Origin of the sequence: Sphingobacterium sp. MYb388, assembly GCF_037479535.1 — a bacterium.
GTDB lineage: Bacteria > Bacteroidota > Bacteroidia > Sphingobacteriales > Sphingobacteriaceae > Sphingobacterium > Sphingobacterium anhuiense.
In genome coordinates this window covers 785,641-801,222 of sequence record NZ_JBBGYV010000001.1, presented here as the reverse complement: position 1 = coordinate 801,222, position 15,582 = coordinate 785,641, and the positions used below count along the sequence as shown (strand labels likewise).

The following is a 15,582-nucleotide window of genomic DNA, read 5'->3' as shown; positions in this document are numbered from 1 at the left end:
AATCCCCGGTTTCAGCTACTATGTAAAAAAGTGAACCAGCCTATCTTTGATACAACTAGATCTAAAATAAACTATTAAATACCATTAGTAGCACAGTTGCTCCGGACTCAATAAACCGTTAGAATTTGTCAGCTACGAGAAGCTTCTACCGTCTGGATTTGGATAAAACCCAACAGTGGTTGCTATATGGATTTGGATAAAAAAAGTTGTCATGAAATAATAATAATTTCTTTAAATGTTATATATTTACCTCAGCTTATATTATGAAAAAAATTATACAAAATCGATTCGTTTATCTATTTCTATTGTGTTTTTTGGTGATGTTATTAGCAGCATGCTCGAAAGATGAAAGTCTTGGAAACAAACCGGATCAATATACTGAACAAGAGGAAAAATTAAATACACTAACATTATCTGTTAGTGCAGTAGGTAAAAATTTTATTGAATTTTCTTGGGAAAAAATAACAAGTTCACATTTTAATCCGGTATCCTACATGATCTACCTGGATGGAAAGTTAGTGGCTAAGGATGTTAGTATCACAAAATACAGTGTGATTAATCTGAAAGAGGATAAAAACTACAACATCATGGTGCAGGCTATTTCTTCTTCTGGTTTAAAAGTAGAGAAATCTTCTACTATACAAACGCTGGGAGGAAATAAGGATGACAATATGTATTATAAAGAATATAAAATACATACACAGTCCCGTCTAACCAACCCAAGTATAGCGCGTTTATTGGATGATGGTGGTCATCTTATCTGTTCTTATCTACAGCATGATAATATTGCTACCCAAGATTATTTTAAAGTTATTGTATACCGTACGGACATGCAGGGGGAGATCTTGTGGTATAGACTCATCGCTGATCTAGAGTACTTTGGAAAACCTTTTGAATTTATCTTATCTGATAAAAAAGAGAATGCGCTCTTATTGGTAGGCCGCGATCTATATGCAATAGATGCCAATAAGGGTACATTGCTAAACGAAAAGCCAATCACATTACAGACTATTCCAACGGAAGATTATTTTACCGCAGCCAAATTTAATGCACAAGGTGAAATAATCATTGGTACCGCTTTGGGAAATCTACTTAAAATAAATAAAGATGATTACCAAGTCGTCTGGAAACGTAAACACTCAGATTATCCAATAAAAGCAATTGAATTTGATAATGCCGGAAAAATCTATTATTGCTTTGACAACTTCCACAATTCGGATATACAGATTCAAAAAACAGATTCCGAAGGTTCGCTGCTCAATACCTTTAAGTTTGATGGTAAATATCCAGGCTATGAGGCAGATCACCTTTATTTGATGTCTTCGCTTATTAAAGATAATGATGATAATTTTTATTTGTGGGGGTATGATCTGTTTTATTACAACCTTCGATACTTTAAATTTGATATAAATGGCAAAATTTTATCTAAAACGAAGCAAGCGGTAAATCTTATACCTAAAGGTGCTTTTTTTGATAATGATAACAATCTTGTCGTATATGGTCAAGAAGATGGAGGTGGTATCAGTACTTATGGCACGATAAATAAATATGATAAAAACCTAAAAGTCCTGTCCTCAAAACAATATCCTGAATTGCCAATGCATAGATTTATGACTGTCACCCAAAATAAAGATAATTCCTACAACTTATTCTTTTATTATCAGCAGACATGGTCATTAAATAATTTAAACTTTATTTACATCAAAACGAAGTCAAATGGTCAACTATATTAAACTTTCAATTGTTTTGGGTTTGATCTTATTCTGTGGTTCTTGTAAAAAGGAAAACACAGTACTTTCAGCCCAAATTATTAAAGAGTCTATCGTTAGTATACGAGATCATTCAATTTCATTGACCTACGAGATCTCAGCCTTGGGCTATAATAAGTCTGGAGTAAAATACTATAAAAAAGAAAATCCGCAAGAGGTCAAAATAATTGAAGCAGTACGTAAAGATGGTATTTTTTTTGTACTGATTGATCAACTGGACCCTGAATCGACGTATGTTATTCGGCCTTTTGCCGAGTATGACAATCAGACCATTGTAGCTGAAAATAGTAAAGAAGTAACTACGACTGCTTTGTTTCCTTCTGAATTTTCGCTCAAGTGGTCTAATACAGACGTGACTTATGATGAATTTGGAAAATATAAAACAACGGTTGAAGGAAAAAACCTGAACAATATCAATTTACATGATCTTGCTATTCTACTTGGTGGTGATACCTTATTACTGGATTATCCAAAGCTGGTGGAACAAGACAATTATCAAATTACTGCAACAGGTAACTTTTCCCTGCCAGCTGGAAATTACATGATGCGGGTTCTGTATAAAGGAGAAGAAGTGATGGGACAAGCTATTGATTTTAGCTATAAAGGCAATGCTCTTACTTTACAACTCAAAGCGACACACTTGAGAAATTTAAATCCTTTTGTCATTAATGATAAAATTTACTATTTCACGAATAACGTGGTGTCAATTCTAGACATGGAAACAAGCAGTATGTCGAAAATAGCCGATATACCTATCGAATTAGGATACATGTCACCCAATTACTTAACCTTGGAGAATAAAATAATTTTTCAGGCGCAGCCTGTAACACATAATTTACCTGTTGAAGCTCCCGATCCTTTTAATGGTTATGAATTATTGAGTCGATCATTTGATGTGAAGAATACTAAATTTGCAACTCACTTTTTTAGTAAACCTCAAAAGAAAGAAAGTCATGAATACGAAAGCATATGTTTGTTTGAACACAATAAAAACATATATCAGGCGTATACCCGTATTGATAAAATCTCCCATACGAAAAATAATACGACCAACGAAGTGGTTAAGTATAATAATAAAACGGAAAGCTTTGAATATTTAACAACTTTTGATAATAATTTTAGAAACTATCAATTTATATCTATTTCAGGAAAACTTTATGCTTTTGGACAAACAAATGTCTTGGATCAGGGCTTCTATGTCGGGTCTACATTCGTTATTTACACAGTAGATCCGACAAATTTTAAACTTACCGAACAATACCGTTATGGTAATAAAAATGAGACTTATCCTTATTCTCCTGCTGGCCTTCTAAATTACAACAACAATATACTCGTTTCCATGGGATTAAACAACTTTATGTTGTACGAAATCAAGACTAATACTTTGAAGCCAGTTGTTCTTCCTAAGACCGTACCTCATGAATATTATGGCGGTATGTTTATTTACAAAAACAAACATTATCTAAATGCTAACCTACAATTTACAGATGGTACTATATATGAAATGTCAATTCAATAAAATCATAACAATGGGTATCATCGCGTTATTAATGAATCTATGTTATTCCTGTAAAAAAGATACCGTTTACAATGAAATAGACGCCTTTTCGCAAATTGAAAATAAAGTAATTTATGATAAAGGTCAATACATACTTTCATTTTCACTAGCAGACTATCCGTACAAAAAGGTACAGGTATATGTACATGATGATCTTGCTGTTATGTATAAACAGACGGGAGGTGTGCTATATCATGCTGAAAATCAAAACAACAATCAGTATGCTGTTTTCTTTAATCCCTTAGGGAAATCTAAAACATACTATTATCAAGTGATTGTATTTGACAAGTCCGAAAATGCTGTTCGTTCTAATATTTTTAAATTTGTAACACAACCTTAATCATGTACTTTAATTATAATATAATAAGGCGGTTTTTTATTGTTACTTTCTTAGCTTTATTTTTTTTAGGATGTAGCAAGGAAAAGGAAGATATATTAAAAACAGAGTATGCTGCTCAAGCTGATCCATCAGAATTATATAGCGAATTTACAGTACAGCTAAAGGGTAATGCCCTACAGAAAAACGAAAAGGGAAGCTGGCAAATTGCAAAAGGTAAGTTGATGGAAAAGTTTGTTGAAATTAAAGATCCTGATAATCCTAACACACTATTTTTGGGACTGCCAGGGGAAGAATATACACTATCCTGGACGGTGACCCATTCAAATAAAAGCACAAGCAGCAGTTCAGTTGTCGTAAAAATTCCGGAATTAGAGATCAAAATCGAGGAATATACACCGGATCATTTTCAGACGATACGTTTTTTTGCCGTTGACGAGAAGTATAAAGATATCGGCAAATGGTCAATTGACAAACCTGTCGGTCACTTGCACAATATGTATCACGACGGTTATTTTAGACCTAATGTTGAAGATAATCCAACCATAGAGGTGCATGGGTTTGCTAACACGGAGTATGAAATCAAGTACCTTATTAATTATGGGGGTAAAAGCTATCGCTTTTCAAAAGTAATTAAAACAGGAAATTACCAGGAAGATGAAGCATTGCATGAATTACAAATGGGAAGAGGAACTTCCCGAGTAGTTGAAGATAAGAATAGACATGTCATTGAGCTCAATATGCAAGCTTCAGGAATTGCATATAGATTTAATGAGGTGGAAAGCTTTCCTGCTTTGAAGGCTTTCACATACCTAAGAAAGCTGATATTAGGCGGTTCTTCTCTACGTGATGTGCCCACAGTTTTTGGTGATCACTATCTAGCCCTAGAAGAACTAAGTTTGGATGGGGTTGGTAAAGATCTGAACATTCCAGAAAACTTTGGAAATCTGACTAAACTCAAGAGTCTCCATCTTACTCCACTTTATAGTGCGACTGAAAATCGGACTCTTAAAATGCCCAAATCTTTCGGAAACTTAAGTTTTTTAGAATATTTGAGAATAGAGTATGCTGGAAATATTGATTTCAACGGTACTTTGGGGAAATTAACAAATCTTAAGACGTTGGCGTGTACTGTTACAGATATACCCAATGATTTTGGAAATTTAAAAAAGCTTGAATCTTTGGATATAAGAGCCCAAAAAGCCTATTTACCAGCGAGTTTCAGTACATGCGCCAATTTACGATTTGCACGATTAAGCTTTTGGAATTCTGGTTCCTCTACGGTATCATTACCTTCTGATATAGATAACTTGACTAAATTGGATACTTTGGAAATAACCGGAGAACATAGAATGCAAACATTACCTCAGTCATTTGGAAATTTAAAAAATCTAAGACACTTGTGGATCGAGGGACAGTCTTTACAATCAATTCCAGATAATATCGGAAACTTATCCAATCTGGAGTTCTGGTTAGTAGCTGGTCAATTCAAAACACTGCCCCCTTCGATAGGTAATCTTAAAAATCTAAAATATTTATGGCTTTCATCTTCTGTCCAAAATCTGCCGAATGAATTTGGACACTTGACAAGTTTAAGTTACTTAAATCTTGAAAGCAGTAAGTTAACAACTTTTCCAGAAACCTTCGGTCAACTCAAAAACCTTAAAGAAATCAATGCAAGGGCATCGACTATTACACACTTTCCAAAAAGTTTTGGAAACTTGGATGGACTAGAGAAATTAGACTTTAATTATAGCAAATTGGAAAAATTTCCCGAATCTATTTGTGACCTGAAGAAAATCAATATCATTAATCTAAATGGAACAAGAATAGGGAAATTACCAGAGGCTATATATAGATTAAAGGACGACGTACAAATCATGTTGTATCAAGCTATTGATGTTGATTTTGTTCAGTTAAAAGAAATAACGAGTAAAAGAGGAGGATTATTATTTTACACGGATCAGGGGTATATTCACTAAGTTTACATGTGTTTTTGAAGATACGAAAGACAAATACTGAATTAGTTTTATCCATCCTAGCGAATACTGATCTGGATGACCAGGTCGTGAAAAAGCTTTCTGAGGCTAAAAACCGGAAAGTAGCAAAAATTGAAGGTATTAAAACAGCTGTAAGTTATACATTACCACTTAGACTAGCATTACCGAAAAAATAAAATCAAAGTACTAAAACGAAATAGATATCAAAAATGACAGAATTAAATTTTAATACTGAAAGATTATATTTAAGACCAATTTCAGAAAAAGATATAGAAAATATTCACCGTCTACACAGTTTAGCTGAAACCGATGAATTTAATACGCTAGGAATTCCTAAAGATATAAATGAAACAAGGGAAATTGTTGAAGGCTGGACTTTAGAAAACAAAAGATACGTATTTGCTATTGAACAAAAACAAGGAAACGAATTTATCGGGTTAATCGGAATTACTTTAGGTAAAGAGAAATATAAAAATGCGGAAGTCTGGTTCAAATTGGATCCCAGATTTTGGAATAAAGTTTACGCAACAGAAAGTTTAAAAAGAATAATAGCTTTTGGCTTTGACGATTTAAACCTTCACAGAATAGAAGCTGGTTGTGCTGTGGCAAATACGGGTTCTATTCATGTATTAGAAAAGGTTGGAATGTTGCGAGAAGCACACACACGAAAATTATTGCCCTTAAAATCTGGCTGGTCTGATAATTATGGCTACGCCATTTTATCAACCGATTAATGATTACGCTAAATAATGAAAGCAACCATATTACTTGGATGCTTACTTTTCATAACTGCTCTCGTTTTCGGGCAGGAAAAGATTATGGTTAAAAAACAGCAATGGCTGAGGAGCTAAAATAGTCGATCCCAATAAATATTGAGAGAACGACACTAGAATTAAAATATTAATAATAACATTCAATGAAACATCAATTTACATTACCTGCCTTTCCTGAATCAAATTTTGAACTCGACATAGCTTTTTGGACGGGTAAGCAGATTATATATAAAGACAATGTGGCTGTTGAGCGATCAACTGAAAAAGGAAAACCCTTTCTAATACCACATAGCAATGGAGAGATCGTGAAGGCCTACGCAAAACCTGCATATCCTGACATTGTACCTGTATTGGTAATCGATAACAATAAATATAATATCGTAGAGAAACTTAAATGGTATGAAGCTATACTGGTTATACTTCCCTTTTCAATTGTATTTATTGGTGGTGGAGCGCTAGGCGGTCTCATTGGAGCTGTTGGTTATATATATAATATACAATTACTAAGAAATGATGACAGCAAAAGCCTTAAATATTTAAAAGCAATCGGTGTCGCTATCGCTGCGTTTGCAGTTTACTTTTTGGTTAGCACTGTGATTTGGACGTGGATCAACCCCTAATATTTAGCGAATCGCTCATACTCCGAAGGAATACCACTTCGAAAATAAAAAGATTAATATTGGAATAACAAATAAACTCATGGGTATGACTAAAGTATTATGCGGTCTTATTATAAAGGATCAACAAATTTTGATTTGCCGTAGAAAACCCGAGAAATCTTTAGGTGGATATTGGGAGTTTCCTGGTGGGAAATTGGAGGAAGGTGAAACTTATGAGGAATGCTTAGCGAGAGAACTTCAAGAAGAACTAAATTTGAGGGTGACAGTTAAAAATCATTTTAAAACAGTCATCCATCAGTACGATCTAAAGACAATTGAACTGATATCCTATCGCTGCGAAACTGAAGATGCTGTAATCAAATTAGTGGATCATGATCAAATAGAATGGATCAAAGTTCCAGATTTATTAAAATGGAATCTAGCCCCTGCTGATGTTCCTATCGCAGAAGCATTAATAGAGACGTATAAGTTGTCTGAATAATTCATTCTTAGAGACGTACCCAAGTTTATTAACTTAAATTTTAAAGTTAAGCGAAGAGTTTGTAATGCTTTCTTTGACTAAAAAAGATGTTTAGTGCGAATGACGATGATCCCAAAGATGATCATGATGATGCTTATGATAGAAAAGATAACATAGGTAACGGTGAAACCATCACTAACACCAATGTCTTCTGCATAATATATTTCCATATGAGCAGGTACATTTTGGGGATCAACACTCTTTAAATCCTTTACTAAACGAACTTGTTGTTGCTTATAATTAAATTGGAGGATCGGATAATGTACGTATCCGAATCGCTTGTTTTTTACACTGTCTATCCCAATGACATCGGCTTTAATTTTGCTACCAAAGAGCATCAATCTGCTATCTTTAAGTAGACCGAATGCAAGAAACAAACCTAGTAAGAGCAAAATAACACCGAAAGTTTTTTTGATGATCATGCTTGCACATCGTTTATATTGATTGTCTAATAAAACGAAGATAGTATTTTTATTTTAGGTATACTTTAGTTCATGTGTCTGAAAATGGTCGCGACTATAGTAGCCTTAAAAATTTCATTTATTATCTAAAATAGTTCATGATCACAACTGCCTTAAATTATGTCCAAAGCAATGTGTATTAAAATTACTTTAAGTATTGATGCAGTACTAGATCTTCTATCTTTTGTACAGACTTAAGCGAACCGCCTGTTAGTAAAAGTAATCTGTCACTGACATCCATCACATGTGTATAATAATGATCTGAAATGAGTATTCCTTTTAGAGATTTTACAGCTAAAATATGTTGTTTAATCATGTCAATATAGAGTGGACTGAGTCCTGAAAAAGGCTCATCAAGAAGGCAATAATTAGCCTTAGAATAAAGGACCAACAAACACTCAAACAAACGAACGAGGCCGGTGGAAAGATCACCTATTTTAGATAATAATCTCTCCTTTACAATATCGATATCCATAATTGGTGAATCTTCCAAATCAAAATATTGAATAGCACGTAATAAAGTCAAGTGCTTTGGAATAAAACTATACTGAGTTAGATAAGTAATATTCTTGGTTTTATATCCTTGATTAAAGATCTGCCCATCACATTTCATATACGCAAAATCAGGTTTGCAGTTACCAAAAATGCAATTCATCAAGGTTGATTTACCAGTACCATTACGCCCCAGTAAACCAACTATAGTTGACGGTTCAAGTTCAAGAAACAGACCGCTTAGTATCATGCGTCCTCCTCTACTGTAAGAGAGACTATCTAAATATAAAGAACGATCAAGAGGCATAGCAATAAGAAAAGTATAAAATCTAATGAATAAATACTGATAAGCAGCAGTTTTGGAGATTGTTTGATGTTTCTCAAAAACACTCCTTTTGATTTGAAATTAAAAATGTATTCTCCGATAAAAGATAAAACGCTACCAATAGTTTTAAACCAAAAAAAATAAACGAGGACTTGTGGACCATATCGCTCCACTAATTCGCCCATTTGTAAGGTCAGTATTAAAGTTACAAAAAGATTAAAAAGGATTAAAAACCAGAAAAACGATAAGGATAATTTCAGTTTATTGCAATGCATATTTATTAATTGGTCTTTTAGAAATATATAATCTAAAAATACAGATTAATAATTATAGCATAATGATAAAAAAAGTTAAAATATTAGCTTTTGATCTTCAATTAGATAGTTCAATGACATGTCCTCATTTTCTAGATTTCATTCACATTATCTAATAAACCCGATCAACTATTTTTCAAATGGCAAATGGGCTAACAATTACAATGATTTAGCTTCTACTATTGTCGCAATACACATTAATTAAAGGGAATTTTCTCCATTTGTTAGATTATAATACTTTCTAGAATTTAAGATCAATTGGAGAAATTGTTCAACTATAAGCAATTCTAATTGCTTATTTTAGCAATGCTAAAAACTAAAAAGAATCAGATATTATTCCGTGAAAGGTAAATGAGCAATAGTCATATTTATATATTAAGTGGTTTAGGTGTTGACCGAAAAGTATTTTCAAAAATAAACTTTGAGGGTCTTCAGGTAATCCATATCGATTGGATCGCGCCGCTAAAAAAAGAAACTATGGCAGCATATGCTAAACGACTGTCATTGCAGATCAATGATGAACAACCGATACTAGTCGGGCTCTCTTTTGGGGGAATAATGGCTATGGAAATAGCTAAAATAATCAAAGTGCAGAAGATTGTACTGCTTGCCTCTGCTAAAGGTGAATCAGAACTTCCTTTTCTTTACAAAATAATAGGTGCTCTAAAACTTAATTATATTCTACCGAATGCTTTTCTAAAGCAGCACAATAGGTTGGTCGATTATTTCTTTGGTATCAGCTCAATAGAAGATAAACGGATGCTCAAACAGATATTGCAGGATACTGATGTCAAATTTTTAAAGTGGGCGATCAATCAAATCTTAAACTGGAAAAATAACGTGGTCCCTTCCTCTGTTATCCATATTCATGGTAACCAAGATCGTATCATCCCCATTCGTAACATTAAACCAACTTATGTGATTGAAAATGCAGGTCATTTTATGACCATAACTCATGCTCAAGAAATTGAGTTGTTGCTTAAAAAAATATTATAATTTAATGGAATTATAGTCCGAGACTCATACTCTTAATTAATACAAATTTTAAAACCCGCACAGTAACAACCTATTATTAGGCAGACTATAGCCATAAATATGCGACAATTTAAAATATTTTTCTATCTGGTCATTGGACTTTCTGTATTGATTATGATACTCCCCACTTTCTTATTAGAGTTTACTGAGTTTTCTCTGGCCATAAAATGGACCGTTAATTTTTTTGTATTACCGATATTAATCGTGATGATCCCTAGTTGTTCCTTCATTTATTTGAAATTTATGAAGCAACACGAAACCAAAAATTATACAACACAAATACAGACAACCTTAAGGTCAATTTTTAGAGTATTTTTTATGACACTAGGTATGACATTTATTTTTAGTGGCACAGTTGTTTCCTTTATAATTCTTAGCAACGCTTATTTTGAGGGCAGTAAGAGCATAGATATAAGTGGAAAGATTATCGACTACTCGTTAGGTAGCAGGAATAATAAGCATTATATTGAAATTAAAGAAAATCAGTTTGAAAGAATAATTAAACTGCAGGTTCAACAACCATATGAAATCGGTCAAACATTTGAAAAAAGAATGTATATCGGAAAATGGGGACTGTTATTTCTAAAGAAATAGCAAAGCAATGGGTAATCACTAATGTAAAGATAAATCACTCCGTAATTACAGCTGAAATTTAAGACCTGTCAACTACTTATCTTAGATATTTAGGAGATGTATACATATTGAAATTACGTTTCATTCAAGCGTGCTACTAAAAAGAAAAAGATAATACCTCATTATAAAGGTACTATCTTCTATAAATCATGAATATGTTTTTTTATGCTTGCTTCTGATCGAGGTTTTGATACACAGCTCGTCCACCGACCCAGGTTTCGAGAACCGGTATATTCCGTAGTTTCATAAACGGATCGGTTACAGAAAGTGGATCTTGCGCTAAGATTACAAAATCGGCAAATTTATCCACTTCTAACGAACCTAGCCACTTGTCTGCGTAGCATTGCCATGCCGCATCGTAGGTAATGGCTACCAAGGCTTGTTCGGCACCGATACATTCGTTACTGTTTAGCACTTCATGATTCGGATCTTTTTCCATTTTCCGTGTAATGGATTGCTCCATCATACGTAGTGGCCCAAGTGGACTCACCTGATTATCACTGTGCAAGGTGATTCGCATGCCACGGTTTAAAGCAGATTTACAGCGGTCTAGCAGTTGTGTTTTCTGATCTCCAAAAATAACCTGCTGAAAAGCGTAGCCCCAATAGCCCACATGACCGATTAGAAAACTTGGTGATACTTCCAATTGCTGCATCACATCTAGCTGGTCATCGGTAATCAAGGAACAGTGCTCAATACGATGACGTTTACCTTTGATTTTATCTACAGGAATTGCTTGAAATGTCTGAATAGCGTAGTCAACAGCCTGGTTACCGTTGGCATGTACCATCAGTGGCCATTCATTGGTGTCGATAACTGTTGTTATTAATTTTTGATAGGCATTAGGAGCATTGACCGGCGGCTGTTTATCAGACAGGAATGTGCCATTATCTACATAATCATCATCTGGGTAATTATAAATGCCATAATCTACATCGCTAACACAAATATACGGATCGGACTGATAGCCTGTCAACCCTTGATTTGAACCATCAGAAACGACTTTAACATGACCGTAGTAGATGTCTTTATACTCTTGCGGTTGCTGATAAGGTTGAAGATCCCCAATATTACTGTCATCACAAATGAATGCCGCTCCCACACGCACTTTACGACGATGTGTTAGCAAATAAGCGTTCAATAAAAGTTTGAGATGACTGTTCATGCCAGCATCGTAAAGCATGGTAATTCCTCTTTCATTTGCATGACTAAATAGTTCGCTGAAATGTTTGAAGGACTGCTTTAGCATGTCTGCTAATTGATTTTTGGGGATCGTTTTTAGCGCTGGCCCCATTCCCTCCGCTTCCTGGAGCTGTCCTTGTGTTTGCAAAATATAACCTGCCGCATCTCCGTATATGGGTTGGAGTTTTGCCTCATTTTCTGCATAGACAGCATTCATCGCCAGCGTATTTAGATATAGGGTATGCATAGATGCACTCAATACCATCAGCGGATATTGGTCGTCAACCTGGTCCAACCATTCATTGGTAATCGTAACCAATGCTTTTCCATCTGCATCAAATGCCATCAATGCAGGATCAAGACCAAAACCTAAATACCAATCTCCACTTTCCGCGGGTTTATTTATAGGTTTGTTTACTTCTAGCTTTATATAATCCTGTCCATACTGATCAATGAGGTCTTGTCCTTTAAAGGGACTTAAGTCTATCCAGCTTGCCATCAGTGCGGTAGGAACAATATGTACATGGGGTTCTATTAAACCGGGCAACAAAGTTTGTCCATCGCCAAGAACCTTTTGAATGAAACCTGGATAATGTTGGCTCATATAATCCTTGACTTCTTGTACTGTGCCTGTGACCTTGACTTGACCAGAGGCAATTCCTATGGCATCAACTGTTGCAACAGAACCATTGATCATGGGCCGTATAATACCGCCACTGATCATCAGCTCCTGTCGGATTTCCTCCTTCTTTTCTGCTTTAGGGAGAGCTTCGTAATTTTTCTGATGAAAAATATCCTCTTTGAGGATTTTTAATACTGGATTGTTACAGGCACAATGCGTGCACGAATACGGGTGAGAATGATGATGTTCCATGAATTTAAGCGTTTTGGTTATATAATGTGTATTTTCCTAAAACACTTGTTAGATTATTTTGTTTTTAAATAATCTAACAATAAAACAAAATCACAAACCTAAAACGAAACAGAACCAATTATTCATTAATCTAAATCAACGCTTTCATATGGACTATTTTGATTTCAAAAAAAAAAATATTTCTGATAACAGAATTATTATTGAGGATAGCACACTACATATAATGCCAAAAGCGCATGCAATGGAAAAATTAGTTTCCCTACTTGTTTATTTCTTCCACCTTAATTCCTGGTTTCGCATAGGATAAGCGACCTACAAATTCTGGAAGAAAATAACGGTCCAATCCGGCTACAGCCATTGATCCCGCCTTTACATGATCGACAGTACCATCCTCTTCAATAATCAAATCATCCAGTAAAATCTGGACGATTTCGCCGATGACAATCGTTGTTCCATTGAGCGGTACATCCATGATTTCTCGTAACTCCAAGCCTATCCTGACAGTTGATTCTTTGACAAAAGGGGCCCGGAACCCGTCGGTATACAACTCCTTAAAGTTGCACTTTTCAAATTCAGATATCCCTGAAGCATAACTGGCGCTAGTTTGGTGAGCCTGTTTAAACCAATCTGGCAGTACATTGTTCAAGGTATATTGGCCTGTAGCCTGGATATTTTTAAGGGTATCGTTATGCTCGCGTTGGGGTCTCATAACGAGTCCTATCAAGGGCGGGTTGGCTCCTAAGTGAAATGCTGAACTGATAATACTTAAATTAGGTGCCCCATCTATGTTACAGCTGCCCAAAAGATTGACTGGTTTAAAACCGATCAGACTATTGATCAGGCTGATCCGATAGAATTTTTCCATCTCATCGATCTGATTTCTTTTTATTGTTATCATCTTATTTTTTATTAATAATCACTTTCTTATAATACGGACCGGTATCAATCAGTCTTGCTAGAAGATAAGGAATAAACTTATTAAGTTAAAATAATTCAAACAATCAAAATAAAATAGAACACATTAATTCTATGTCAGAGATATGTTTTAATATAATTAATCATTGTATTTCCGGAAGAGATAATTAAGAACAATTGCAGGTTAATTACTTTGCGCAACAACGGGAATGCTTTCAGCATTTTTATTTAATTCAAGTACAATCACTGTATTATCAGCGTTCGGTAATCGTGCAGGTAAATTTAGCGCTATACTTCCCGTAGCACTTTGTGAAAAAGTTATGGCATCTCCATTTAATATATGGGCTTTTTTGACTTTTACGCCCTTTAAAGCAGGAAGTGTCAGTACATCCTCTTTTCGATTGAAAACATGCACATATAAGATATTACCTTTACGTGTGGAAGCATAGGTATTGTTCGGAATAAATGGACCTCCTTTAGTGCCATAGATACTCTCGCCATAGGTGTTTAACCAATCGCCCATCTCTTTCAATCTATTAATCTGTCTGGCTTCAATACGACCATCCAGCATCGGGCCGACATTAAAAAGGAGATTCCCGTTTCCTGCAGCTGTTTTTGCCAAGGTCTGGATACATTCTTTAGTGGATTTTAGTGCATCATTGGGTTTCCATGCCCACTGGTTCGCAATAGTCATGCAGGATTCCCATGGATAATCCATGTTTAATGCACCTATCTTCTGTTCAGGTGTCGCATAATCTCCGATAGCATCCGAAGACAAGCGTGTATGGTCTTCTCTTGTCCTATCGAAATCACTTATACCTTTTAAACGATTGTTAATGATGACATCGGGTTTCAACTGTTTTAACAAAGCATATACTTCGTGTGCATGTGCATCGGTCCATTCTTTGTCCCAGTTACCGTCGAACCAAAGCATATATGGGTCGTAATTGGTCAAGATCTCCGTTAACTCATCTTTCATAGTTGCAACAAATTTTGCCATGTCGGTCGTTGCGTTGATCTCCTTTGTACCCGCACGTGCATAAGGGTAATGTGGATCGTGCCAATCCAGTACGGTGAAATATACGCAGAATTTTAGACCATGCTTTTTACAGGCTGCAGCCAGTTCGCCCACAACATCACGCTTGAAAGGTGTCTCCATAATATTCAAATCTGAAAATTTGGTTGGCCATAAGCAAAAGCCATCATGATGCTTGGCTGTAATGGTTAAATATTTCATACCTGAATTTTTTGCAGTCTTTACCCACTCTTCGGCATTGAATAATACGGGATTGAATTCTTTATGCAATTGGTCATAGTCCTCAAAGGGAACTTGATTTCCTCGACTCCATCCAATTTCAGTACCACGCAGGGCAACTGGCCCCCAATGGATAAACATGCCAAAACGTAAATCCATGAACTGGTCTATAACGACTTTCGATGTTTTCACAATGGGTGTTACTTTTTCAACTTGAGCAGAGAGCGGTCCGCTAATGGTCAATAACAAAAGAAGGTTTAAAAAATATTTCATATCATCACTTTATTAAGTTCTTTCCAAGGCATGCTTAAACACCGAAAATTAGGTTGAAAAAACAGTTACTCAGCTATTGCGTCATATCAATGGAACAGTGCAAAAGGTTTATATTTCAAAATTAACCCGATATAAACCTGGGCATTGCATCTATATTACCCTGATTTGACTCAATGTTATCCTGACAGATTGATGCAGCAAATCTTTGTCTTGTTTTAGATATTAACAACGACTTTATCGACGTCA

16 protein-coding genes are annotated in these 15,582 nt (G+C 35.0%); 10 read left to right on the top strand and 6 right to left on the bottom strand.

Annotation, left to right across the window (positions count from 1 at the left end):
- The first annotated feature begins 263 nt into the window (after positions 1-263).
- The 8 genes from WH188_RS03620 to WH188_RS03585 all read left to right on the top strand — a co-directional run bounded on the left by WH188_RS03620 (position 264) and on the right by WH188_RS03585 (position 7,538).
- Positions 264-1,733: a hypothetical protein gene (locus WH188_RS03620; protein ID WP_339423276.1), complete on the top strand. Its 1,470-nt coding sequence runs from the start codon at positions 264-266 to the stop codon at positions 1,731-1,733.
- On the top strand, positions 1,717-3,288 hold the full coding sequence (locus WH188_RS03615; RefSeq protein ID WP_339423275.1) for a hypothetical protein: 1,572 nt from the start codon (positions 1,717-1,719) through the stop codon (positions 3,286-3,288). Before WH188_RS03620 ends, WH188_RS03615 begins: the two co-directional genes overlap by 17 nt.
- 10 nt (positions 3,289-3,298) lie before the next feature.
- Complete coding sequence (locus WH188_RS03610; RefSeq protein ID WP_339423274.1) at positions 3,299-3,667, top strand: hypothetical protein; 369 nt, start codon at positions 3,299-3,301, stop codon at positions 3,665-3,667.
- Positions 3,668-3,669: 2 nt separating this feature from the next.
- A complete protein-coding gene (locus WH188_RS03605) occupies positions 3,670-5,646 on the top strand; it encodes a leucine-rich repeat domain-containing protein (protein ID WP_339423273.1) in 1,977 nt (658 codons plus the stop codon).
- A 14-nt stretch (positions 5,647-5,660) separates the two neighbouring features.
- On the top strand, positions 5,661-5,840 hold the full coding sequence (locus WH188_RS03600; RefSeq protein ID WP_183914762.1) for a hypothetical protein: 180 nt from the start codon (positions 5,661-5,663) through the stop codon (positions 5,838-5,840).
- Between the two features lie 33 nt (positions 5,841-5,873).
- Positions 5,874-6,398, top strand: coding sequence for a GNAT family N-acetyltransferase (locus WH188_RS03595; protein WP_339423272.1), 525 nt, complete (start codon positions 5,874-5,876; stop codon positions 6,396-6,398).
- 182 nt (positions 6,399-6,580) lie between these two features.
- Entirely contained in the window at positions 6,581-7,057 is a 477-nt protein-coding gene (locus WH188_RS03590) for a hypothetical protein (RefSeq protein WP_339423271.1), read from the top strand.
- Between the two features lie 85 nt (positions 7,058-7,142).
- Positions 7,143-7,538 (top strand): (deoxy)nucleoside triphosphate pyrophosphohydrolase, encoded by a 396-nt coding sequence (locus tag WH188_RS03585; RefSeq protein WP_339423269.1) that lies wholly within the window; start codon positions 7,143-7,145, stop codon positions 7,536-7,538.
- 77 nt (positions 7,539-7,615) lie between these two features.
- Here the strand turns inward: WH188_RS03585 and WH188_RS03580 are convergent, their stop codons facing one another.
- Positions 7,616-7,999 carry a hypothetical protein gene (locus WH188_RS03580; RefSeq protein ID WP_132771168.1) on the bottom strand — a complete coding sequence of 128 codons (384 nt, stop codon included), beginning with the start codon at positions 7,997-7,999 and terminating at the stop codon, positions 7,616-7,618.
- A 184-nt stretch (positions 8,000-8,183) separates the two neighbouring features.
- A complete protein-coding gene (locus WH188_RS03575) occupies positions 8,184-8,780 on the bottom strand; it encodes an ATP-binding cassette domain-containing protein (RefSeq protein WP_021190181.1) in 597 nt (198 codons plus the stop codon).
- Between the two features lie 740 nt (positions 8,781-9,520).
- Between WH188_RS03575 and WH188_RS03570 the strand changes: the two genes are divergently transcribed.
- Positions 9,521-10,165: an alpha/beta hydrolase gene (locus WH188_RS03570; RefSeq protein WP_208698857.1), complete on the top strand. Its 645-nt coding sequence runs from the start codon at positions 9,521-9,523 to the stop codon at positions 10,163-10,165.
- Positions 10,166-10,287: 122 nt separating this feature from the next.
- Here WH188_RS03570 and WH188_RS03565 read toward each other — a convergent pair whose 3' ends face one another.
- A complete protein-coding gene (locus tag WH188_RS03565) occupies positions 10,288-10,434 on the bottom strand; it encodes a hypothetical protein (RefSeq protein ID WP_156169672.1) in 147 nt (48 codons plus the stop codon).
- 88 nt (positions 10,435-10,522) lie between these two features.
- Here WH188_RS03565 and WH188_RS03560 point away from each other — a divergent pair, with 88 nt between their 5' ends.
- On the top strand, positions 10,523-10,798 hold the full coding sequence (locus tag WH188_RS03560) for a hypothetical protein (protein ID WP_132771165.1): 276 nt from the start codon (positions 10,523-10,525) through the stop codon (positions 10,796-10,798).
- Between the two features lie 202 nt (positions 10,799-11,000).
- Here WH188_RS03560 and WH188_RS03555 read toward each other — a convergent pair whose 3' ends face one another.
- The 3 genes from WH188_RS03555 to WH188_RS03545 form a co-directional block, all read right to left on the bottom strand.
- Positions 11,001-12,893, bottom strand: coding sequence for an amidohydrolase (locus tag WH188_RS03555; protein WP_339423268.1), 1,893 nt, complete (start codon positions 12,891-12,893; stop codon positions 11,001-11,003).
- 259 nt (positions 12,894-13,152) lie between these two features.
- Positions 13,153-13,791 carry a flavin reductase family protein gene (locus tag WH188_RS03550; RefSeq protein WP_132771163.1) on the bottom strand — a complete coding sequence of 213 codons (639 nt, stop codon included), beginning with the start codon at positions 13,789-13,791 and terminating at the stop codon, positions 13,153-13,155.
- A 201-nt stretch (positions 13,792-13,992) separates the two neighbouring features.
- Entirely contained in the window at positions 13,993-15,336 is a 1,344-nt protein-coding gene (locus WH188_RS03545) for an alpha-L-fucosidase (protein ID WP_168125922.1), read from the bottom strand.
- Positions 15,337-15,582 lie beyond the last annotated feature (246 nt).

Bases quoted from the DNA above. Each gene is read 5' to 3' on its own strand.
- WH188_RS03585 (WP_339423269.1), top strand. From the start codon at position 7,143: ATGACTAAAGTATTATGCGGTCTTATTATAAAGGATCAACAAATTTTG.
- WH188_RS03620 (WP_339423276.1), top strand. From the start codon at position 264: ATGAAAAAAATTATACAAAATCGATTCGTTTATCTATTTCTATTGTGT.
- WH188_RS03545 (WP_168125922.1), bottom strand. From the start codon at position 15,336: ATGAAATATTTTTTAAACCTTCTTTTGTTATTGACCATTAGCGGACCG.
- WH188_RS03610 (WP_339423274.1), top strand. From the start codon at position 3,299: ATGGGTATCATCGCGTTATTAATGAATCTATGTTATTCCTGTAAAAAA.
- WH188_RS03550 (WP_132771163.1), bottom strand. From the start codon at position 13,791: ATGATAACAATAAAAAGAAATCAGATCGATGAGATGGAAAAATTCTAT.
- WH188_RS03595 (WP_339423272.1), top strand. From the start codon at position 5,874: ATGACAGAATTAAATTTTAATACTGAAAGATTATATTTAAGACCAATT.
- WH188_RS03560 (WP_132771165.1), top strand. From the start codon at position 10,523: ATGACACTAGGTATGACATTTATTTTTAGTGGCACAGTTGTTTCCTTT.
- WH188_RS03555 (WP_339423268.1), bottom strand. From the start codon at position 12,893: ATGGAACATCATCATTCTCACCCGTATTCGTGCACGCATTGTGCCTGT.
- WH188_RS03570 (WP_208698857.1), top strand. From the start codon at position 9,521: ATGAGCAATAGTCATATTTATATATTAAGTGGTTTAGGTGTTGACCGA.
- WH188_RS03580 (WP_132771168.1), bottom strand. From the start codon at position 7,999: ATGATCATCAAAAAAACTTTCGGTGTTATTTTGCTCTTACTAGGTTTG.
- WH188_RS03605 (WP_339423273.1), top strand. From the start codon at position 3,670: ATGTACTTTAATTATAATATAATAAGGCGGTTTTTTATTGTTACTTTC.
- WH188_RS03590 (WP_339423271.1), top strand. From the start codon at position 6,581: ATGAAACATCAATTTACATTACCTGCCTTTCCTGAATCAAATTTTGAA.
- WH188_RS03615 (WP_339423275.1), top strand. From the start codon at position 1,717: ATGGTCAACTATATTAAACTTTCAATTGTTTTGGGTTTGATCTTATTC.
- WH188_RS03575 (WP_021190181.1), bottom strand. From the start codon at position 8,780: ATGATACTAAGCGGTCTGTTTCTTGAACTTGAACCGTCAACTATAGTT.
- WH188_RS03565 (WP_156169672.1), bottom strand. From the start codon at position 10,434: ATGAAGGAACAACTAGGGATCATCACGATTAATATCGGTAATACAAAA.